Source organism: Arenibacter sp. S6351L (assembly GCF_023016025.1).
Taxonomy (GTDB): domain Bacteria; phylum Bacteroidota; class Bacteroidia; order Flavobacteriales; family Flavobacteriaceae; genus Arenibacter; species Arenibacter algicola_B.
Genome location: NZ_JALKBB010000012.1, coordinates 83015 through 103536, shown reverse-complemented (window position 1 = coordinate 103536; position 20522 = coordinate 83015). Strand labels below are relative to the sequence as shown.

Here is a 20522-nt window from a genome sequence, read left to right as displayed (position 1 = left end):
ACCTTTTTAATTATAAATAGTAAACAAATTGATAAATACAATTCTAAATGTCGGTCATTATTTAAAGAAAAATTGGTGTGTAGTTTTTCTCTTGCCATTATTGGTTTTGGTACTTGGCTGTTCCCAAAATTCGAAAACCAGTTTTAGTACAAATTATTTGCGAATAAGTATTAATGACCAAGGCCTAATTTATAGCATTAAAGACCTTACAAAGTCACAGCCAAGGGAGTTGAGTCCTTCTGATAGGCCATCTCCATTATTGACTTTGTACAATAGCAAGCTAGACACCTTGTACCGCCCGCTGAGTGTCGATTTTAAACAACCCCATATTATAGAGCTTGCCTATCCCAACAATTCCAGAGCTGAAATCAGAGTTGAGCAGAAGGACAAGTATCTAAAATTCACTCTTGTTTCCTTGACCAACCGGGAAGATATTGAAGGGGTGCAATGGGGTTCTATCCATACCAATATCACTAATCTTTTTGGGGAAATCATTGGTGTAGCCCGAGATACCAGTGAAACGGTCAATTATGCCGTCGGGATGCTGGCCCTGGACGACAATACCTTAGGTGGTACTTCCAGGACCATTGGGGATGCTGCTCCTTTTCAATATGTTATCCACTCACCCGATACTATTCAATATCCATTACCGGAAGACCTGTTTGAGGGGCAAATTTTTACCTTGGGCGGCAACGGAATTAGTGACGTAGCCTTTTATGCCCACAAGGAACCTTATTATAGGATTTTGTATGGCAACGCTGCTGAAATTGATAACAAGGGAAGGATCTCTATCACCTATAATTCAAGGGACAGAACAAAAAAAAGGGAGGTTTATTTTTCACTTATACCCAATATGGAGGCAAATACGCCCAACCATCTTCAAGTTGAACCTGTACCTGGTGTTGATTATATTGGGTCTTCGGTGGCTTTATGGGGCAGTCCGGATAGCACGGCCTTGATGGATGTGATTCAGGATATTGTTTTGTCTGAAGGACTTCCCTATCCCACGATAGATGGAAAATGGGTGAAAGACCCTGCTGCTTATGTTCCGGATGCCATTACCAGCGGAGGTCTTTACGATAGTATTGTGTCCTATGCTTCCAGATTGGGTTTTAAGGCGATCAGTCTTTATGACCAGAGCTTTTTACGTCCAGATCGTGGTAACGAGGGGTATATAGATGGAAAGAGATTTGAGAAAAAACCGTTAAAATTTACTTCTGGAAATTTATCACATAAAGAGTTTGCCAATATGGCGGGAAAATACGGTATTACAATAGGTAGAACTCCGATTACTACAGCATTAGCTCCAGGCACCAAAGATGCCAGTCCCGTTCCAAGCGATAGTTTGTGCTATCAGCAAAAACGCTTGTTGACGAAAGGCATCAGTCCAATAGATACCATTATACTAGTAGACGATCCCAAATATATGGACGAGATAGGCAGTTGGGAAGGCCATGCGGAAAATCTGAATATGGTAAAAATAGGCAAGGAGCTTATACATTACCTGGGCGTTTCCCAAGAGGAGCCTTATCGACTTCTAAATGTAAAGAGGGGTTATTGGGGGACCACTCCAACAGCACATAAAACCAACGACACCATATACAAACTTCAGGTGACCATAAACTATGGCTATGACGGATTGATACCTAATATAGGGCTTCAGGATAAAATTGCAGAGTACTATGCTGATGTAAGTTTTATTAACGGCTTGGGCTATTACGATTTTGACGGACAGGAGTTTTTGTTCAATAATGGGCACGGATACTATTCGGCCAAGCGTTTTTTTAGAAAAATGTTCGATAGAGCCGCTATGCACGGTATTCCTCCTATCCGATTTACGGGAGCTACCCTATCTGAAGGTTCATGGCATTATCAAAGTATATGGAATGTAGGAGGGGGGAAGAATTTATATGATGTAGAAACTAGGGAATGGGGAAGTGCCACAAGTCAGGGAAAGGATCTTAGGGATGTAACGTATGCCAATTATTTTCCGGTGGGTATGGGTGGAAATTTTCCTATCAATGCCAATTGCACTGTTGAGCAATATGAACATATACAGGCAATTTCAGTAGGGCTTGGCACTACCTATAGTCTCTATTTAAATCAGAAAGATGTGGAAAGCTGTCCAGAAAAGGAGGCCATATTTAAGGTAATAAGGACTTGGGAAAATGCAAGAGCGGCAAATGCCTTTCCGAGAGATGTAAAAAAACTTTTAGTTAAGCCTGAAAAGAATTGGAGGTTGCTCAATGGCGAAAACAAGGATACCTGGATTTTGAACGAATTAAAGGAAGGTGAAAAAGTTAAAAGCTATATATTAAATAGGGCTGAAGGGTATTAGATTATTAAAAATGATGTTGAGGTATGTGCTATATTGGTTATGGAACAAATCTGATTTTTTTTCCACGTTTCTGACCATTAAAGTAATTGGTCTGAAGCAGGCTATGCAGGAGTTCTATGCCCATAATAAATACCGACCATAGGCAAATCGTGTTAACTATTATTTGAAATGCAGCTTTATACGTTGAAATGCAGGTGTTTGGAATAAAATACACAGTTTCTGTTTGATTTTTTTGCCTACATTTGTATAAACAAAATTTATAGGAAAAATATTACTTTATAAAAAATTAAACTTACCCAAAATAAGGAGCGTCAAATCCTTGGCATTATTTCTGTGATTATTGTAGCTTGATAATAACCCACTGTAATCATTCGGAGAGTACTATGCACTAGCGATATGAGTGTGCCTTTTTACACTTTTTAAGGTTATGAAGATAGAAACAGTATGCATTATTGATGATGATCCCATTTTTGTTTATGGAACCAAAGTTTTATTAAACTACAACAGCAGTTTTGGTTCCTCTGTTATTGTACATGAGGATGGTAAGGAAGCTTTGGAAAATCTTTCTTCAATGGCTAAATCCGGCGAAAAACTGCCCGATGTTATCTTTTTGGACCTAAATATGCCCATCATGGATGGATGGGAATTTTTGGATGAATTTGTAAAATTGCCCATCGAGAATAAGCCAAGAGTGTATATAGTGAGTTCTTCAATAGATAATCAAGACATTGAAAAGGCCAAAACCTATGCTATAGTAAAAGACTTTATAGTAAAGCCATTGTCAGACTCCATTCTGTCCAATCTGTTCAAGACCATAGAGACGGAGGGACTACATAACACTTCACTGTAAAATTATTCGCTTTGTTTATTTTGTAGACTGGTTCAATTTTGGGGATTGGGCTTTGATTACTTTTTGCAAGGACACTAAGCCTTTGTGTGGTGCAGCCATGTAGTTGATAGTCGTGTTTTTATTGTTTGTTGGAAATGTAATCGTTAGGGGAGAAGCTAACCCTATATTCCTTTTGTATTTTTCAATTCGTTTAGTCATGGATTGGGCCTATTTCATTTATCCACCGGTACGTTGTTTTTTGGACTTTGGTTTTGGATTATTGTTGCTGTTCGGTAATCATAAAGGCTAGCTTCCGACCTGAATTTTTCTACCTGTACCGAACTACGTATCCGGTCCCATAAATCCAGTTCGTAATTGGTGGGCACACCCAATTGTATATTTTCCACACCTACAAAATCGGGTTCAGGTAAATTAATTGCCGATTGTGCATTAGCTGCCATTTATCGTTGCCTTCATCTGTTATTATGGCTTTTGCCGATAATATTCTGCCAAGTAGCCGCTAGATTTAGGTTGGACAATAATTTTCCTAAAAATCTTTTATCGGGCCATTTCTGTATTGGCAAAATCATAATTGTTAATAATGTCTTAGGGAAATGGGTTTGGGTTTTGCCAATACCGATGGCGTTTGTATTGATTTTTTTGCTGCGTTTGCTTTAGCAGTAATTTGGATAAACTGTTAGCTATCGGAACATACTACGTTTAGATGATAAACAAAGGAGGATATTAAATGTAACCTGCAATAACCCTTTTAAATAAGGTTATTCATAATTATTCGGTTGAATTGGAAGCCGGAATAAAATGGGCTTTCAAATCCGGTTGGGCCATAGTACTGTCCAATGGAAACATTGGTCTTTTGATACGTTTATAACCCAATCTATTAAGATCTTGATCTACACCACCTGGGGTCAATGCCATAACCCAATCGCCGCGCATGTCGTACAGTTCTGGTACCAAGTAACCTATCTTGACTACAATGATATCGGTTTCTTTGGGATTCAATCCTAAATTGGTAAAGTCGCTTAAATAATGGTACGGCTTTCTTTTTTTGGTAACGATTACCCGTACACTTCCAATTTTAACAACGACCTCCACTTCTGCGTTCACATCACCGGCCTTGATAGCTTCTATGGTTCCTTCCAGTTCCAAAGGACCTGCAAATCGGTCATCAACGGCTGCACCGGCCATGGCCTTAATTTTTTCACCTACGCCTAATTCAAGGGCTTTTTCAACAAATTCTGGTCCTGGGATAGAAGCATAAATCAAGGAAGGACCTTTGTCCGATTTAAATTCCGGCCTGGCCAATAATTGTTGCAATGTCCAGGTAACGTCTCCTGCACCGCCAGCAGTTGGGTTGTCTCCCATATCACTGATCATAAATGGATGTTTTTTACTGGCTAGGGCCATTTTTAAACTTTCTTCCAAAGTTTTCGTTGGAGCAACAAATTCAAATTGATTTCGCACATCCCAAAAGTTTTGAGCCAACATTTCTGCCCCTTTTTCAACTTTTTCCTTGTCATCGCCGGTAACCATTACTACGGCATGGTTACGCGGTTCATCCGCCCAAGCATATCCAATCCAGATAGCCGCGTCAATAATACCTTCTTCATTGGTTATATCGGGAACTTTTGCATATAGACTTTTACCCGGTTCAATTCGGGTACTGGTTTTTTCACCGGGCAATAATATGGGTACGGGGATCCAAGCCTTGTATTGGGGCTTACCCTTACCATTTTCAAGTCGTTCCAGAAGATTGGTGACCGCCCTTTTTTTGGATTGGATGGCATCCTCGTGGGGTGCCATTCTATAACAAGTGATCAAATCGGTATGTTTTGCCAATTTTTCGGACACATTTCCGTGAAGGTCCATAGAGGTGGATATGAGGACCTCGGTCCCTATCACGTCCCTAATACGTTCTATGAGGTCGCCCTCAGGGTCGTCCAATCCAACCACACTCATGGCACCGTGTATATCAAAGAAAAGTCCGTCATAGGGACCATTTTCCTTTAATAATTTTAAGGTTTTTGTTACCAAGGATTCGTATGCCTCACGGGTTACTGTTCCGCCTGGCAATGATTTCCCGACCAAGGTAGGCACCCATTGTGCCCTATTCCTATTTAAAGAATCTATTTGTAGAAACGGGTACTTGCCAAAAATAGAGTCACCTACTTTGGCGTGAAAGGCTTCTTCATGGGTTAAGGCAGGTGAAAAGGTACTGCTTTCTATTCCCAGACCTGCAATGGCAATTTTAGGCAGTTCTTTTGTTGATTTTTCATTTTTGCCTTGTTGGCATGAAGCCATTAGGACCAAGAGAAGGATATAAAAATTGTAAAGTGGTTTCAATAGTAATTATGTTTTAGGTTCCCTATTAAGTTTGAAAATGGGCAAGGGCAATATTTTGCCTTAGAAATCCCTTTATGGGAACCCAATATAAGGATTTCTTGGTGGGTTTTTTGAATAAGAATCGAACAAAATTCAATGTTCCAGAGACAAAGTCAACCGTTTAATTCATCCACATTGCAAATAAAAATTCGAGAATTAGGGATATGCTATTTTGGGCCAAGAATTCTAAAAATTATATAAATTATCAGGGAACTGGCTGATGATTTTATATAAATGGCCAACCGGCCTTTTGTAAACATTTTAATTTTTAAAATGTTAAATTTTAATAAGGGTATGTGAAAAATTCCTCTTGTTTATAACTCTGATAGTTCTTCTTTTAAAATCCCAATGGCTTCCTACATTGAATTTAATTCTTAATCATCATAGCTAATCCGGTCTCGTATACCGCCACTCTCTCGATGAATAATGACATCGGCCTTGTATTTTCTAGCTAAACTTTTGGCCTTGCGTATGGCCGTGCTCTGTTTTCGATGTTTACTGGTTATCCGTTGGTTGCCTTCGCGACGTACAGCCCAACCTTCCTCATAGGGCACTACATGGTGGTGCCAAGTTCTGCCTCGTTTGCTTTGTTGCGAGCTGTTAAAAAAGACTTCCAAAAGGTCAATAAGGGTTCGTAACCAAGATTTGACGTTCGACATATTCAATTATTGTTGTTCCGAAGATACCATTATTTCTAGTTTTCCGATTGATGAAAATGAATCGGTGAAGCTCGCAGAAATAGTTAGAGTGTATATTTTAGCTAAGGGGCGAACTAGTGCGCTGGCTTCAATTCGACGGGCCGAACGCAAAAAGGCCACCTATAGGGTAGCCTTTTTTAAGTGGAGCCGGAGGATTGCATATCCCTAATGGTTCCCGTTCTGAAAATGCAACTGGCTGTCCTTGCAGTCCAGGCGCTTTAAAACAACAAAGCCCGATCAAGTAAACTTGCCGGGCTTTTAATGTTGTAATTCGCAAACCAGTTGCGCTTAATCGTGAAGCCGGAGGGATTACCTTCGGTTTTCCCTAATGGTTCCCGTACTGCAAGTACAACTGCCTGACTTTTCAAGCCAGAAGTCTAAAAACATTAAAAACCCATCAAGTAAACTTGTTGGGTTTTTAATGTTTTGATCCAAAATGCAGTTGTGGGTGATCGTGGAGCCGGAGGATTACATATCCCTAATTCTCGCAATGTTGCAAATAAAAATACCCATTGTTATCACAATGGGCATCCTAAAGTGTTCAAAAATACTCAAGCCAGCTTGGCATTTTTTCATGCCTTTAGTCTGCTGCGTATTTTTGAGTGTCGTGGAGCCGGAGGGATTCGAACCCTCGTCCAAACAAGCAATTACAATGCCTTCTACATGCTTAGTTCCTAATTGATTTTCGATGTGCACCTGACTAGAAACAGCCTAATACACACTTATCTTCTTAAGTTTTGGTGATAGTGCCGAAGCTTCACTACCCTTGTGTTGACTTTGATGGTGCTTCTGAAAGGGACGCCGTCAACAAGGGCTTCCCAGAAACATCTCGCTTCCCTACCTTGTAGGGACGAGGCTAAATCCTACTATGATTCGGATTAAGCGGCAAGAGCGTAATTATTTTCGCCAATTAAAAAGTGTGGAAAATGAGATTAACGAGCTGTAGCCCAGCGCTCGGCATGCTTACATTCCAATTGGTCTCGCTGTCAAAACCAGTCGGCCCCTTCAATGAGATAGGTGCGCCCAGGCGTACCGTAATCGAATTGAATCCCGCCATTGGCGGGATATTTTATCCAACCTGCCTAATCGTAGGATAAAGTCAGGTTTGATTCCGCTAGCAGCGGAATATTATTTCGTTGAATAAAATCCCGCCATCGGCAGAAATATTCTCTCATCTTTTTTTTCAATGAACTATGTAATCTTTTCTTGGGCGTTCCCTTTTTTTTTCTCCTGCAAGGTTTTGAAAACCTTGTAGATATCAAAAAAGGTTGGGCTATCGGCTATATTTTTTTGATTTTTTCCCGAACACGGTCCAAGGAAAATCAAAAAAGATGCCGCCTCTATCCCTAACGCGGTCGCCAAAGGTACTCCAAAAACTATTCCAAAAAAAGTTTTGCTAGTCAACTTGTCATGTGTTATATTTATAACTTTATTAGCGAATATAGTTATAAAAATATATTTATGAAAATTGGGATAATAAGGGAACGAAAAAATCCACCCGATCGTAGAGTGGTCCTAACACCGGATGCCTGTGTAAAGATACTCGACAAATTCCCGGAAGCGGAAATTACGGTCGAGCCTTCTCCTATTAGGGTTTTCAGTGATAAAGAGTATGAGGCAAAGGGCATACAGGTCGCATCGGAAATGGAAAAATGCGATGTGCTTATTGGTGTCAAAGAAGTGCCCATAGATCATTTGATTCCCAATAAACAATACTTCTTTTTTTCCCATACCATAAAAAAACAACCTTATAACAGACAATTGCTCAAGGCAGTTTTGGAAAGGAATATCGAATTATATGATCATGAAGTAATTACCAATTCCAAACGACAGCGCTTGGTGGCATTCGGGAGGTATGCCGGAATTGTTGGCGCCTATAATGGTTTAAGGGCTTACGGACTTAAATTTGGTTTGTTTCAATTGCCAAAAGCAGAGACTTTGGCGGACCAGCAAGCTTTGATTTCGGAACTTAAAAAGGTGAAATTGCCAAATATTAAAATTCTCCTTACGGGTAGGGGAAGGGTAGGCAATGGCGCCAAAGAAATGCTGGATGCCATGGAAATCAAAAAAGTTGGGGTGACGGATTATCTGAATAAAACGTTCCCGGAACCTGTGTTTTGTCAGATAGATGCCTCCGAATATAACAAGCGCAAAGATGGGGTTAGAGGTAATAAGGCCGACTTTTTTGCTCATCCCGAGGAATACAAGTCCAATTTCTTTCGTTTTGCCAAAGTGACCGATTTTTATATCGCCGGTCATTTTTACGGTGATAAGGCACCTTATCTTTTTACACGGGAAGATGCAAAGCATCCCGATTTTGGAATAAAAGTAGTGGCCGATGTTAGCTGTGATATCGATGGCCCCGTTGCCACAACTATCAGACCGAGTACAATAGCGGATCCCATTTATGGCTATGACCCCCTCACCGAAACGGAAGTGGATTTTAAGGGCCCCCATGCCATTGCAGTCATGGCCGTTGATAATTTGCCCTGCGAATTGCCGCGCGATGCCAGTGTTGGATTTGGTGATGCCTTTGTAAAATATGTGATCCCCGCCTTTTTTAACGGGGATGCGAACGGGGTTTTGGAACGTGCAAGAATGACGAAAAAAGGAAAGCTTACCAAAAGATTCGCCTATTTACAGGATTATGTGGACGGCGAAAGGGTAGTGAACAGTAATCAGTGAACAGTTGCGGTAAGCAATTGAAATCGGCAATTAAACCATTTGTAGATTGAATAGGACTGTTTTTTATTCCACTATAACATTCCACTCTACTATTGGATGTGTTTTTGGAGCAGTGTAAGCTCCTAGGGCCTCTAGTTTTAGTGTTAAGGTATTCAGCTTTTCCAAGGTTTTGATTTTTAAGATTTTCGTATCTCCAGCGGAAATCCGAAATACTGGTGAGCTGTCATAAAAGGTGTAGCCCATTGCATTCTCAAACAATAGATCGCTACTTGATATGTTCTTGAGTTCCACTTCCAAAACCTGTGTTTTTCCAATATACGCTGCTTTCACAATTTCAATACTGGTCTGCAAAAATGGCTTTAGGTATTCGGCCTTCCCAACCAACAGCTCGTTATAAACGGCAACTGTTCTACCTGCAAAAAGGGCCTCCTTTAATCCTTCTATGCTCTTTTCTTTGGCAAATACCAAGGTAATAGGTCTATGGTTCCCTTTTTGGGTATAGCTCCAATCTATTAATCCGTGAATGTCACTCGTGCCCATAATGGTTAAATTGTTTTCAAGGGCCAGGGCAAGTGATTCTTCGGAATAATCTACAGTATTAATGACTTCAATACCGTGCAATTCACCTTTTTTAATGCGCTCTTTTTGGAAATCACTGAGTATAGGGGTTCCGGCCGGACTTTGGGCATACCAGGCGGGATGGTTCCAAAATACAAAGGCATTTTGCTTCTTTGCCGTGCTAAAGGCATCCTTGGCATCTTCATGCAATAATTCATTGGCATCCGTAATAAAAACGGCATTGTTATGTCCAACAGGTGCAGAACGCGTTATTTCAGAACCTGGGATTATTAATAGCTCGTGTTCCTTAGCTTCCTCCATGGCCAAATGGTAGGCTCTGTTACGATCCGGATGTGGTATATCCTCTTTATGGGGCTGGTACTCCAAATGCTCGGTAAGGGATATGGCATCCAAGTTTTCTCGCAGCGCTTCTTGTACCCTAATAGTTGGCCAAACATTGCCATCGGAAAATACACTGTGCATGTGTAGATCGGTCTTCAAGGTAACATATCCGTCGACATCGGGATAGGATAGGGGCTGGGCCCCGGAATGTGAATGTGTTTGGGCGTTTAAGCCTAGGAAAGTGAAAAGTAACGCCAAGGCTCCAATGGTATTTTTCATTTTGGTTGTTTTTTTCAAAAATAATGGATAGGATACCTTGAAAATAAAGAAAAATATGTTCATTTGGTTAAGAAAAGGTAAATTAAGTCTATCATGAATCCAGCTGAAGAATTTATCCTTAATCAGTCAGAGCCCTACAGAGGTATTCTACTGTACCTTCAATCTGTCATTGAAGGTTCCATTCCAGGTGTGGAGTTAAAATTTAAATATAAAATCCCTTTTTACTACATCAACGGTAGACCCTACTGCTATTTAAACCAAAGCAAGGATTATGTGGATCTGGGGTTCTGGAACGCAGCCCATTTAACGATGCACTTGGAACAAATGAACACAGAAGGACGAAAAATGATGAAATCCCTTCGTTACAAATCCCTAGAAGACATTGATACTACCGTTTTAAAGGAAGTCCTGGTGGATGCCTATAGCGTTAAGGATAGAAAGTTCTGGAAATAAAATCAACCAAAAAAATAATTGGTTATGAGATATTTACATTAATTCCCCCTCATTTTGTCAAATTTAACTGACCACTGACCACTGACCACTGACCACTGACCACTGCCTACTCCTCTATCAATCCCTTGTCCTTATACAGTTGAATATACTGGTTGCCCAACGAATCGGAATCCTTGTATTTTTTCCTTAGCTCATTAAGTTTCTCCTTCAGTTCAGATACCACTTGGGCATAATCCGGATCGTTAAATACATTGTTTAGTTCCTGCGGGTCTTTTGCGCGATCATAGAGTTCCCAAACATCTACATCGTAATAGAAGTGTATTAATTTAAACTCCTTAGTGGCAATGCCATAATGGCGTTTTACAGCATGTTCCGCTGGATATTCATAATAATGGTAATAAACGGCATCCCTGTCCCATTTTTCCTTTTCCCCTTTTAACAAGGGTACTAAACTTTTTCCTTGCATGTCCTCAGGAGCTGTTACCCCTGCAACTTCCAAAAAGGTCTGTGCGAAATCCAAGTTCTGTACCATTTCATCCTCTGTAGTGCCTGGAGTAATTACATTTGGCCATTTTATAAGTAGTGGGGTTTTAAAAGATTCATTGTACATAAACCTTTTGTCGAACCAGCCGTGCTCCCCTAAGTAAAAGCCTTGATCGGAAGTGTATACCACCAAAGTGTTTTCGGTAAGTCCTTCATCATCCAAGTAGTCCAATACTCTCCCCACATTCTCATCAACTGCAGCAATGGTCCCTAAATAATCCTGCATATACCGTTGGTATTTCCAAACCATTAGGGTAGAATCGTTCATGTTGGCGTACTCCTTTTTAAAGGCTTCGTTAATGGGGCCGTATACCTTGTCCCATTCAGCTCTCTGTTCTGGATTAAATTTGTTTAGGCCTCCAATGCCCAAATGTTCCTCAATATTTAATTCTTCCAGTACCTCATCCGTTATCTTTAGGTCATAGCGCAAGGTCATATGCTTAAGGATGTTCATCTCTGCAGGACCGGCCGTAGTTTCACGCGTGGCATAATCGTCGAACAAAGTCACTGGTAATGGATAGGTTTTGTTTGTAAATTCTTTGTAATGTCTTGGTGCTGGCATCCAGGACCTATGTGGTGCCTTGTGCAAATACATCAACATAAAGGGTTTTTTGTCATCCCTACGGTTTTGTAGCCAATCCAAGGTGAGGTCGGTGGTAATATCGGTAACATAGCCCGTCACGATGGTATCCCCGGTAGCTGTAATGAAGCGGGGGTTGTAATAATCTCCTTGTCCTGGAAGAATCTTAAATTCATCGAAACCCTTGGGGTTGTTCCCAAAATGTAGTTTCCCGAACATTGCAGTCTGGTAGCCTGCCTTTTGCAACAATTGAGGAAAGGTAACATTGGTAGTATCAAATGGGGAGATGTTATCTATCTTACCGTTGATGTGGCTATGCTTTCCGGTCAGGATTACGGCACGCGATGGGGCACATATGGAATTGGTAACACTTGCATTGGTAAAGAGCATACCTTCCTTTGCAATTCTGTCTATATTGGGGGTATTAATAAGCCTGTCGTCATAGGCACTAATGGCCTGATAAGCATGGTCATCGGACATGATGAATACTATATTAGGTTTCTTTGGGGCCAGGTCCTTGGCTTCTTGCTTACAACTTGTTATTATTATAAATAATCCTGCGAAAACGATTGTTAAAAATGTGGGCTTCATGTAACTTGTAATAAGGTCTAAAATTAAGGGGTAAAAATAGGGTTTTGTTTTTGTAATACCAGTAATAGATTAACTATTTGTAGTTATAAAAAAATGCCGCACAGACCTGTGCGGCATTCAATAATATATGTTTAACGCTTTTGGGTGTTAAATGTAGTTTATAAGGAATTTACCGTTTTTCTTATCGCTACCAAATTGGTCAACAGTTTCTCCAGATGATCCAAATGCAGCATATTGGCACCGTCACTTTTGGCATTGGCAGGGTCAAAATGGGTCTCCATAAAAATTCCATCGGCACCGGTGACAATTCCGGCACGGGCAATGGTTTCTATCATATCCGGTCTTCCCCCGGTTACCCCTGAAGACTGATTGGGCTGTTGTAAGGAATGGGTAACGTCCAATACCACTGGTGCATACTGCTTCATAGTAGGGATGCCGCGGAAATCCACGATCATATCCTGGTAGCCGAACATGGTGCCCCTGTCGGTGACCATAACTTGTTCATTGTTGGAATCCAAAACTTTTTGTACTGCATGTTTCATGCTCTCAGGGCTCATAAATTGCCCCTTTTTTAAATTCACCACTTTTCCAGTCTCTGCTGCTGCCACTACAAGATCGGTCTGACGCACCAAAAAGGCCGGTATTTGCAGAGCATCCACATATTCGGCTGCCATGTGGGCATCAGAAATTTCATGTATGTCCGTTATGGTTGGTACCTTAAAAGTTTCGGATACTTTTCTAAGAATTTTTAGGGCTTTTTCATCCCCAATACCCGTAAAGGAATCAACCCTACTGCGGTTGGCCTTTTTGAAACTTCCCTTAAAAACGTAAGGAATATTGAGTTTGTCGGTAATGGATACTACCTTTTCCGCAATTCGCATCGCCATTTCTTCCCCTTCAATGGCACATGGCCCACACAGTAAAAAAAAGTTGTTGCTTTTAGTATGTTTAAGTTGAGGTATGAGTTCTAGATTCATCGATCTTAATTTTGGGACAAAGATAGGAATTTGAAGGCAGCAAATTATTCATTGTCCATTGTTAAAGTGTTTTGGAGGTAGGTTAAATTTGTGATAATTCTGGGTTATCGAGGTGCTTGGATGGTAACATAGTGGGATAATTGTTGTAAATTAAAGGGTTAATCAAAAAACAAGACATCATGGAAATTCAAAAATTACTTATTCCGGAATTGGAACACGAAGTAGCCCTTACAGAGAAGTTCTTAAGACGCATTCCTAAGGATAAATTGGACTGGCGCCCACACCCTAAATCCATGTCCATTAAGCAATTGGGAAGTCATTTGGCCGAATTGCCTAGTTGGGTGGTAGGTACTATGTCTCAAGATGAGATGATAATGGATGAATACAAGCCTCCAATTAATGACAATGTGGACGAAATGATTAAAACCCTGAAATCGGCTGCAAAGGAAGCGGTAGATTCTCTAAAAGTAGCCAACAGTGAATATGATAGGAAATGGAAAATGATTCAAGGAGGACAGACTGTGATGGAAATGCCCAAGTATCAAGTGCTAAGGGGGATGGTATTAAATCAATTTCCGCATCATAGAGCCCAATTGGGTGTATGCCTTCGGTTGTTGAACGAGTCGGTTCCTGCCACCTATGGTCCTTCTGCAGATGAGCAATAAATCAATATGGAACAAAATAGGGTTGCAATTTAAAGGGTTAATACTACTTTTCCGCATTTAAGGAGCGTTATCCCAAGCTTTGTAAAACTACTTCAATATCAATAAGATAAGAAAAATTGGGCTTTTGTAGTTGGCGTAAAAAAAATGAGTATCTTTGCGCCCGCATTTAGGGTGCTTAGATGCGTTTAAAATCATATTATGGGAGTTACAAAAAACATAGCTATTATAGCCCACGTTGACCACGGTAAAACGACCTTGGTAGATAAAATAATGTATCACTGTCAACTATTTAGGGAAAATCAGAATACTGGTGACCTAATTTTGGACAATAATGACTTGGAGCGTGAAAGAGGTATTACTATTACCTCAAAGAACGTTTCCGTAGTTTACAAGGATACCAAGATCAACATTATTGATACCCCTGGTCACGCCGATTTTGGCGGGGAAGTAGAGCGTGTTCTAAACATGGCAGATGGCGTACTTTTGTTGGTGGATGCCTTTGAAGGTCCTATGCCACAAACTCGTTTTGTACTTCAAAAGGCAATAGATCTAGGTCTTAAGCCTTGTGTGGTTATCAATAAGGTAGACAAGGAAAACTGTACTCCTGAGGAGGTACATGAAAAAGTTTTTGATCTAATGTTCGAACTTGGTGCCGAAGAATGGCAATTGGATTTTCCAACGGTATATGGTTCTGCGAAGAACAATTGGATGAGTGATGATTGGAAAAACCAGACCGAGAACATAGAACCATTGTTGGATATGGTTATTGAGCATATCCCAACATTTGAACCTAAGGAAGGGAATACGCAAATGTTGATCACTTCTTTGGATTTCTCTTCTTTCACCGGTAGGATAGCTATTGGTAGATTGCAAAGAGGTACTTTGAAAGAAGGTCAACAAGTTTCTTTGATAAAAAGAGATGGAACCATTGTAAAATCTAAAATTAAGGAACTATATACCTTCGAAGGAATGGGCCGTTTAAAGGTTCCAGAGGTAGTGACCGGAGACATTTGTGCTTTGGTAGGTATCGAAGGTTTCGAAATTGGTGATACCGTTGCCGATATTGAAAATCCTGAACAATTGAAAACTATTGCTATTGATGAGCCTACCATGAGTATGCTGTTTACCATCAACGATAGTCCATTTTTTGGAAAGGATGGTAAATTTGTAACGTCAAGACATATCAATGACCGTCTAAAAAGGGAATTGGAAAAGAATTTGGCCCTAAGGGTTAATGAAACCGATAGTGCCGATAAGTTTTTGGTTTTTGGCCGTGGGGTACTGCATCTTTCTGTTTTGATCGAAACCATGAGAAGGGAAGGCTATGAATTGCAAATTGGGCAGCCACAGGTAATCATCAAGGAGATTGATGGTGTTAAATGTGAGCCTATTGAGCAATTGACCATAGATTTGCCGGAAGAAGTTTCAGGTAGGGCAGTGGAAATGGTATCGATCCGTAAAGGGGAAATGACCAGTATGGAAGCCAAAGGAAATCGTATGGTATGTGAATTCTTAATTCCTTCAAGAGGTATTATAGGTTTAAGAAACCAATTATTAACGGCTACCGCAGGTGAAGCCATTATGGCACACCGCTTTTTGGAATACCAACCTATGAAAGGGGATATTCCTCAAAGACAAAACGGTTCTTTGGTATCCATGGAAACAGGAAAGTCTATTCCTTACTCCATTGATAAATTACAGGATAGAGGTAAGTTTTTTGTTGATCCGGGAGAGGATATCTACGAGGGTCAGGTAATTGGAGAAAACTCCAGAGGTGACGACATGACGGTTAATATTACCAAAACCAAAAAACTGTCCAACGTTCGTTCTTCAGGTGCGGATGACAAAGCCAAGATCGTTCCTGCTATTAAGTTTTCTTTGGAAGAAGCTTTGGAATATATCCAAAAAGACGAGTATGTGGAGGTTACACCTAAACACTTACGTCTTAGAAAGATACATTTAACAGAAAATGATCGTAAGCGTAATAAGATAGCATAAGTAGAAAGTCCCTTTTTAAAGGGGCTTTTTTTTACTCTATTTAATAAACTATGAGCCACCTTTTTTGGTGGCTTTTTGTTTATCACACATTTACTATATCAAATTTAAACAGTGGGGCTTGGTGAAATCATTCAGGGAAATTGTCATTTTGAGCTCTTGAATTAAGAAATCACTAAAATTTTGGGCTACATTTTTCTACTTTCTGAATAATTTGAACTAAGTCTATTTTTCTTCGTTTCGGATATGAATTTTAGCTAATTTGAAGTTGAATTACAACTTAATTCGGCCTAACCCAAATTAACAAAATATGCAACTAGAAGGAAAAAATGTACTCATCACAGGCGGTACTAGAGGGATTGGAAAATGTATGATACAGGAATTGGTAAAAGGGGGTGTACGCCATATTGCCGTGATTGCCCGTGATAAACAAAATTTAAAACAGTTATCCCAAGAATTTGATGACGTTAAGTTTATACGCATTGCTGGTGATGTGGCAAACATAGAAGTTTTACGGGAGGCTGCGGCGCTTATAGAAGATAAATGGGGCCATTTGGATATCCTGATCAATAATGCCGGTATAGTATCAGCTGGACCTTTGGAGGATATACAGGATGAAGACCTTTATGATCAAGTAGCGGTGAATATTACTGCGGTGCTTTTGCTTACTAAATATTGCATACCGCTTTTAAAAGCATCCAAAGAAGCTGCCATTTTAAATATATCTTCTGGTTTGGGTCTGTTAGGTATGCCCTTTTATGCAGCCTATGGAAGCACTAAGGCGGCCGTACGCCAATTTTCGGATGCTATGCGAAGGGAACTTGCGCCGTTCAATATAAGTGTTACCTGTTCTTTTCCAACCGGAACTGATACGGATATGATGGAGAAATTTAAAGGTAGAACAATGGATTCTCCGGAATTTGTGGCCCAGCGCTCAATAGAAGGTTTACTAAATAAAGAATTACATGTAATTTTTGGTGGTGAGGAGCGACTTAAGGAAAATATCATGAATTTTGAAGCGCCTCAAGAATTTGATAAAATGGTAGCACAGAATTATGAGGACCGAAAAAAAGCAAGTATAGGCCATAAGGCCGTTTAATCCTTAGGGGATTAGTAATAGTAAAACACAATTTTCAAAATGAAGTATACGCTTATCTATGCAGTATTAATATGTAGTTCTTTGTTCTCCTGTAAGGAAGCCTCTCAATCAAAACAGGAAGTATCTGAGGCCGAAGTGGTTGAAGAAGCCAATCCTGGTCTGATTCCAATTTCCTGGGTGAACAATAGGGTTGAAAAGGCAAAAAAGAGACTTGATGGGACTGAAGCGGGAAAAGTGGTTTGGGATGCCATGGAAGCGATGGGAGGGTTAAAGAAATGGTATGGTAATGGCTATTTGTCCTTTAGATTCAATTATCAACCCTTGGATGGTTCCGTGCCCAGGGATACATACCAGACTATTGATACGTGGAGCAATAAAGCCAGACACCGCAGTGTTACGGACAGTACTGCAATTTATGGATGGGATGGAAAAAACGCTTGGGTAAAAGTCAAGGACAGTACCACTTTTAAATATAATTTGCGATTTTGGGCCTTGACCCCTTTATATCTTGCCGCGCAGCCTTTGGTGTTGGACGGGGAAGGTGTTAATTTGGAATTGTTACCGCAAGTAAATTATAAGGATACACTACAAGATGTGGTGAAAGTAACTTTCGCTTCTGGGACCGGTGATGCTCCGGACGATTATTATATTTTGTATTTGGATGCCAAAACGCACCTTTTATCAGCACTACGGTATATAGTTTCCTATCCAGGATATTTTCCCAATGGGGGGAATAATCCTGAAAAAATTATGGATTTGGTAAGTCGTACTACCGTTAACGGTATAAATTTTCCTTTAAAATTCAATACCTATTGGTCTACAGACGACGGCCAACCAAAAGGAGAACCTATTACGACCATTGAATTGAGCGATATAGAATTCCAAAGTCAGTTGGAAGAGAATTTCTTTGAACAGCCGGAAGGGGCAAAACTTTTGGAGGGTCTGTAATATTGAATAAAAAAAAGGTGATTTCCATGGAACGGAAATCACCTTTTTTTTAATTGCCTATTAGCTAATATTGCTACTTATTTGGGAGCTACATTTTCAGGAATGAAAAATAGCGATTTAATTATGGTCAACTACTTTTAATGTAGTACCCCTTTTTTATTATAAGCTGCGGCTGCCGCGCCAATAATCCCGGCATGATTTTGCAATTCTGCAGGAATTACAGGGGTTTCAATAGTGATATAATCCTTAAACTCGTCCCAATCCTTGGAGGTTCCTCCCCCTAATATAATTAGATCCGGAGATACGATCAATTCAACCAACTCCAAGAAGACGTTAAACCGCTTGCCCCATTTCTTATAACTAAGTTCTTCCCTTTCCTTGGCCGAAGCTGCTGCCCATAATTCAATTTTATCATACTTTTTATAAGGGATCTGGCCCAATTCAAAATTTGGTATCAATTCTCCATTGTAAAAGGCACCACTGCCCAAGCCTGTTCCTATAGTGATCATCAGCACAAGGCCTTCCTTGCCCCGGCCTACGCCAAAATTCATAGATGCGTATCCTGCGGCATCTGCATCGTTTACTACGGTAACCGGTAATCCCGTTGCCTCGCTGAACAATTCATTTACATTTACACCGGCCCACCTTTTATGTAGATTTCCCGGAGTCTTACAGATGCCATTTTTTATAACGGTTGGAAATCCACAGCCTATGGGTCCGCTATAATCAAAATGCTTTACAATTTTGGCTACCACTTCGGCCATGGGTTTTGGTTTTCTCGATTTTGGAGTGGGTATCCTAAACCGCTCCGATATCATTTCACCAGTTTCCATATTCACTAAAGCTCCTTTTATGCCCGAGCCACCGACATCTATTCCTAGGATTTCCATGTATTATATTAATATATTTGTAAACAAAGTAACAAAAAACTTTTGGGAGTTGTAGTATGCATACTTCAAGGACAGACTTTTGCAGTCTTGTTGGGCCTTACTTATATAAAATTACTGCAATAGCTCTTAGGTTCTTATTAATTCTCTATTTTCCTTCATATAGGCCGGTATTTCCCTTTTCCAACAAAGGCATAAGTGACTTGACAATGTCTGGATTTAATTGGGCAATATTTTTGGTTTCATTGGGATCCGCAATATGATCGTATAATTCAACCGTAGGTTCCTCCTCTCTAAAGTATTTGGTTAATCTGTATTTTGTGGTCCGCAACGAAATGCCATTTCTAAAATAGCTGTAGGCCACCAGATCTTCTTTTGGTGTGGCGGCTGTGAAACTATCGTTGAAGCTTTCCCCGTCTATTTTGTGTTTCATACCAATGTTGCACAGTTCCATTATGGTTGGATAAATGTCTACAGTCTCAACAATGGATTCTACTTTTTTGGTCTGATGTTCTTCAAAGGGTGATTTTATTATCAATGCACTTTTTAAGGCATTTTCAAACAAGGTGTGTTTTCCCCAAACCCGCTGATCTCCCAAGTGCCAACCGTGGTCTCCCCATATAACGATAATGGTGTTTTTATCCAGCCCCAACACTTTTAGTTCATCCCAAATTAGCCCTATTTGGGCATCAATATAACTTATGGAGGCTAAATAGGCATGTCTTAATTTTTTGGCGTATTCTAGGGAAACCGGTTCGGAGAGACTTGCCTTTTCCTCACCTAGGGCATATTGATTAAACTCACCGCTCTCGTGTAGGCTTTTTAAGCTTATGTTTTCCGGAATATTGGGATTTGGGGAAACAGGTATCTGGTCCCGGTCATAAAGGTCCCAGTACTTCTTGGGTGCATTAAACGGAAGGTGTGGTTTAAAAAAACCAACTCCCATAAAGAAAGGTTGTTCCTTATCTTTGAGCTCCCTAAGTTTTGTAAGGGCCAATTTGGTGGTCAATCCATCCGGGTAACCCTCGTCATCTACCTCTCCTGCCTCATATGGTTTTACCTGCTTCTTTAGGCTTTGGCGATTTTCTCCGTTCGCGTACCCGAAAAATGCATTCCAACCAGTACCCCATTTCCCGGCATCGAACAATAGCTCGTTCCAGCTATGCGGCAACTCTTTTTTTGTGGAAACAGGTTCTTCATAACCGTAGACCAAACCATCGGCAGAGTGACTAATTTTACCTATCCCAACAGTGTAGTAACCGTTCCTCTTAAGATGGTGGATAAAACTCTCGGGGACATCTTGTTCTTCCTTGTCCGATAGTAAATGTTCAATGGCACTGTTGTTCAAATGTATGGGTTTGCTGGGCCGCATTCCGGTCAATAGGGCATAACGGGAAGCCCCGCAGGTAGGTACTTGAACAAAATGGTTGGTGAAAATAGATCCTTCGGAAGCTATGGCGTCCATATTTGGCGACTTTACTAAAGGGTGACCATATGCGCCCAATTCGGTTCTTAGGTCATCTACAGCAATAAACAATACATTGGGAGGCCTTTGGGCTTGCTTGCATTGCAGATTGCTCCCTAGGAATGTTAGAATTGCGAAAAGGATAAATGGTCTTTTAAAAATGGTTGGCATAGGAGGATTACATTAAGGT

The 20522-nt window shown here is 40.4% G+C and carries 16 protein-coding genes and 1 other RNA gene; 8 read left to right on the top strand and 9 right to left on the bottom strand.

Annotated elements, in window-relative coordinates:
* Positions 1-157 precede the first annotated feature (157 nt).
* Both MWU82_RS11780 and MWU82_RS11775 read left to right on the top strand, forming a co-directional pair.
* The gene (locus MWU82_RS11780; protein ID WP_247096523.1) at positions 158-2338 is read left to right on the top strand and encodes a hypothetical protein; all 2181 of its coding nucleotides are present in this window, start codon (positions 158-160) and stop codon (positions 2336-2338) included.
* A 427-nt stretch (positions 2339-2765) separates the two neighbouring features.
* A complete protein-coding gene (locus MWU82_RS11775; RefSeq protein ID WP_215946305.1) occupies positions 2766-3188 on the top strand; it encodes a response regulator in 423 nt (140 codons plus the stop codon).
* Positions 3189-3400: 212 nt separating this feature from the next.
* Here MWU82_RS11775 and MWU82_RS11770 read toward each other — a convergent pair whose 3' ends face one another.
* From MWU82_RS11770 to ssrA, 4 genes are all read right to left on the bottom strand, one after another.
* Positions 3401-3628, bottom strand: coding sequence for a hypothetical protein (locus MWU82_RS11770; protein ID WP_247096522.1), 228 nt, complete (start codon positions 3626-3628; stop codon positions 3401-3403).
* Between the two features lie 328 nt (positions 3629-3956).
* Positions 3957-5486, bottom strand: coding sequence for a M81 family metallopeptidase (locus MWU82_RS11765; RefSeq protein ID WP_348646987.1), 1530 nt, complete (start codon positions 5484-5486; stop codon positions 3957-3959).
* A gap of 455 nt (positions 5487-5941) precedes the next feature.
* Entirely contained in the window at positions 5942-6226 is a 285-nt protein-coding gene (locus MWU82_RS11760; RefSeq protein ID WP_215946306.1) for a DUF2188 domain-containing protein, read from the bottom strand.
* A gap of 644 nt (positions 6227-6870) precedes the next feature.
* Positions 6871-7269, bottom strand: a transfer-messenger RNA (tmRNA) gene (gene ssrA / locus MWU82_RS11755).
* Between the two features lie 457 nt (positions 7270-7726).
* On the opposite strand from ssrA, the gene MWU82_RS11750 reads away from it, so the two are divergent.
* Complete coding sequence (locus MWU82_RS11750; RefSeq protein WP_247096520.1) at positions 7727-8950, top strand: NAD(P)-dependent oxidoreductase; 1224 nt, start codon at positions 7727-7729, stop codon at positions 8948-8950.
* 63 nt (positions 8951-9013) lie between these two features.
* Here the strand turns inward: MWU82_RS11750 and MWU82_RS11745 are convergent, their stop codons facing one another.
* Entirely contained in the window at positions 9014-10129 is a 1116-nt protein-coding gene (locus MWU82_RS11745; RefSeq protein WP_247096519.1) for an Sb-PDE family phosphodiesterase, read from the bottom strand.
* 93 nt (positions 10130-10222) lie between these two features.
* Here MWU82_RS11745 and MWU82_RS11740 point away from each other — a divergent pair, with 93 nt between their 5' ends.
* On the top strand, positions 10223-10582 hold the full coding sequence (locus MWU82_RS11740; RefSeq protein ID WP_215946341.1) for a DUF1801 domain-containing protein: 360 nt from the start codon (positions 10223-10225) through the stop codon (positions 10580-10582).
* Between the two features lie 106 nt (positions 10583-10688).
* On the opposite strand, the gene MWU82_RS11735 is transcribed toward MWU82_RS11740, so the two are convergent.
* Both MWU82_RS11735 and kdsA read right to left on the bottom strand, forming a co-directional pair.
* On the bottom strand, positions 10689-12296 hold the full coding sequence (locus MWU82_RS11735; RefSeq protein ID WP_247096518.1) for a sulfatase: 1608 nt from the start codon (positions 12294-12296) through the stop codon (positions 10689-10691).
* A 158-nt stretch (positions 12297-12454) separates the two neighbouring features.
* Entirely contained in the window at positions 12455-13273 is an 819-nt protein-coding gene (gene kdsA, locus MWU82_RS11730; RefSeq protein WP_247096517.1) for a 3-deoxy-8-phosphooctulonate synthase, read from the bottom strand.
* A 179-nt stretch (positions 13274-13452) separates the two neighbouring features.
* Here kdsA and MWU82_RS11725 point away from each other — a divergent pair, with 179 nt between their 5' ends.
* From MWU82_RS11725 to MWU82_RS11710, 4 genes are all read left to right on the top strand, one after another.
* The gene (locus MWU82_RS11725; protein ID WP_215946344.1) at positions 13453-13938 is read left to right on the top strand and encodes a DinB family protein; all 486 of its coding nucleotides are present in this window, start codon (positions 13453-13455) and stop codon (positions 13936-13938) included.
* A gap of 198 nt (positions 13939-14136) precedes the next feature.
* Positions 14137-15936, top strand: coding sequence for a translational GTPase TypA (gene typA, locus MWU82_RS11720; RefSeq protein WP_215946345.1), 1800 nt, complete (start codon positions 14137-14139; stop codon positions 15934-15936).
* A gap of 307 nt (positions 15937-16243) precedes the next feature.
* Positions 16244-17032 (top strand): SDR family oxidoreductase, encoded by a 789-nt coding sequence (locus MWU82_RS11715; protein ID WP_247096516.1) that lies wholly within the window; start codon positions 16244-16246, stop codon positions 17030-17032.
* A 39-nt stretch (positions 17033-17071) separates the two neighbouring features.
* Positions 17072-17980: a hypothetical protein gene (locus MWU82_RS11710; RefSeq protein ID WP_247096515.1), complete on the top strand. Its 909-nt coding sequence runs from the start codon at positions 17072-17074 to the stop codon at positions 17978-17980.
* A gap of 137 nt (positions 17981-18117) precedes the next feature.
* On the opposite strand, the gene ppgK is transcribed toward MWU82_RS11710, so the two are convergent.
* Together ppgK and MWU82_RS11700 are read right to left on the bottom strand one after the other, a co-directional pair.
* Positions 18118-18870, bottom strand: coding sequence for a polyphosphate--glucose phosphotransferase (gene ppgK / locus MWU82_RS11705; RefSeq protein WP_215946348.1), 753 nt, complete (start codon positions 18868-18870; stop codon positions 18118-18120).
* Between the two features lie 145 nt (positions 18871-19015).
* Entirely contained in the window at positions 19016-20503 is a 1488-nt protein-coding gene (locus MWU82_RS11700) for a sulfatase (protein ID WP_247096514.1), read from the bottom strand.
* Positions 20504-20522 lie beyond the last annotated feature (19 nt).

Bases quoted from the DNA above. Each gene is read 5' to 3' on its own strand.
- MWU82_RS11775 (WP_215946305.1), top strand. From the start codon at position 2,766: ATGAAGATAGAAACAGTATGCATTATTGATGATGATCCCATTTTTGTT.
- MWU82_RS11700 (WP_247096514.1), bottom strand. From the start codon at position 20,503: ATGCCAACCATTTTTAAAAGACCATTTATCCTTTTCGCAATTCTAACA.
- MWU82_RS11770 (WP_247096522.1), bottom strand. From the start codon at position 3,628: ATGGCAGCTAATGCACAATCGGCAATTAATTTACCTGAACCCGATTTT.
- MWU82_RS11725 (WP_215946344.1), top strand. From the start codon at position 13,453: ATGGAAATTCAAAAATTACTTATTCCGGAATTGGAACACGAAGTAGCC.
- MWU82_RS11715 (WP_247096516.1), top strand. From the start codon at position 16,244: ATGCAACTAGAAGGAAAAAATGTACTCATCACAGGCGGTACTAGAGGG.
- typA (WP_215946345.1), top strand. From the start codon at position 14,137: ATGGGAGTTACAAAAAACATAGCTATTATAGCCCACGTTGACCACGGT.
- MWU82_RS11765 (WP_348646987.1), bottom strand. From the start codon at position 5,486: ATGGCTTCATGCCAACAAGGCAAAAATGAAAAATCAACAAAAGAACTG.
- ppgK (WP_215946348.1), bottom strand. From the start codon at position 18,870: ATGGAAATCCTAGGAATAGATGTCGGTGGCTCGGGCATAAAAGGAGCT.
- MWU82_RS11735 (WP_247096518.1), bottom strand. From the start codon at position 12,296: ATGAAGCCCACATTTTTAACAATCGTTTTCGCAGGATTATTTATAATA.
- MWU82_RS11760 (WP_215946306.1), bottom strand. From the start codon at position 6,226: ATGTCGAACGTCAAATCTTGGTTACGAACCCTTATTGACCTTTTGGAA.
- MWU82_RS11740 (WP_215946341.1), top strand. From the start codon at position 10,223: ATGAATCCAGCTGAAGAATTTATCCTTAATCAGTCAGAGCCCTACAGA.
- kdsA (WP_247096517.1), bottom strand. From the start codon at position 13,273: ATGAATCTAGAACTCATACCTCAACTTAAACATACTAAAAGCAACAAC.
- MWU82_RS11745 (WP_247096519.1), bottom strand. From the start codon at position 10,129: ATGAAAAATACCATTGGAGCCTTGGCGTTACTTTTCACTTTCCTAGGC.
- MWU82_RS11750 (WP_247096520.1), top strand. From the start codon at position 7,727: ATGAAAATTGGGATAATAAGGGAACGAAAAAATCCACCCGATCGTAGA.
- MWU82_RS11710 (WP_247096515.1), top strand. From the start codon at position 17,072: ATGAAGTATACGCTTATCTATGCAGTATTAATATGTAGTTCTTTGTTC.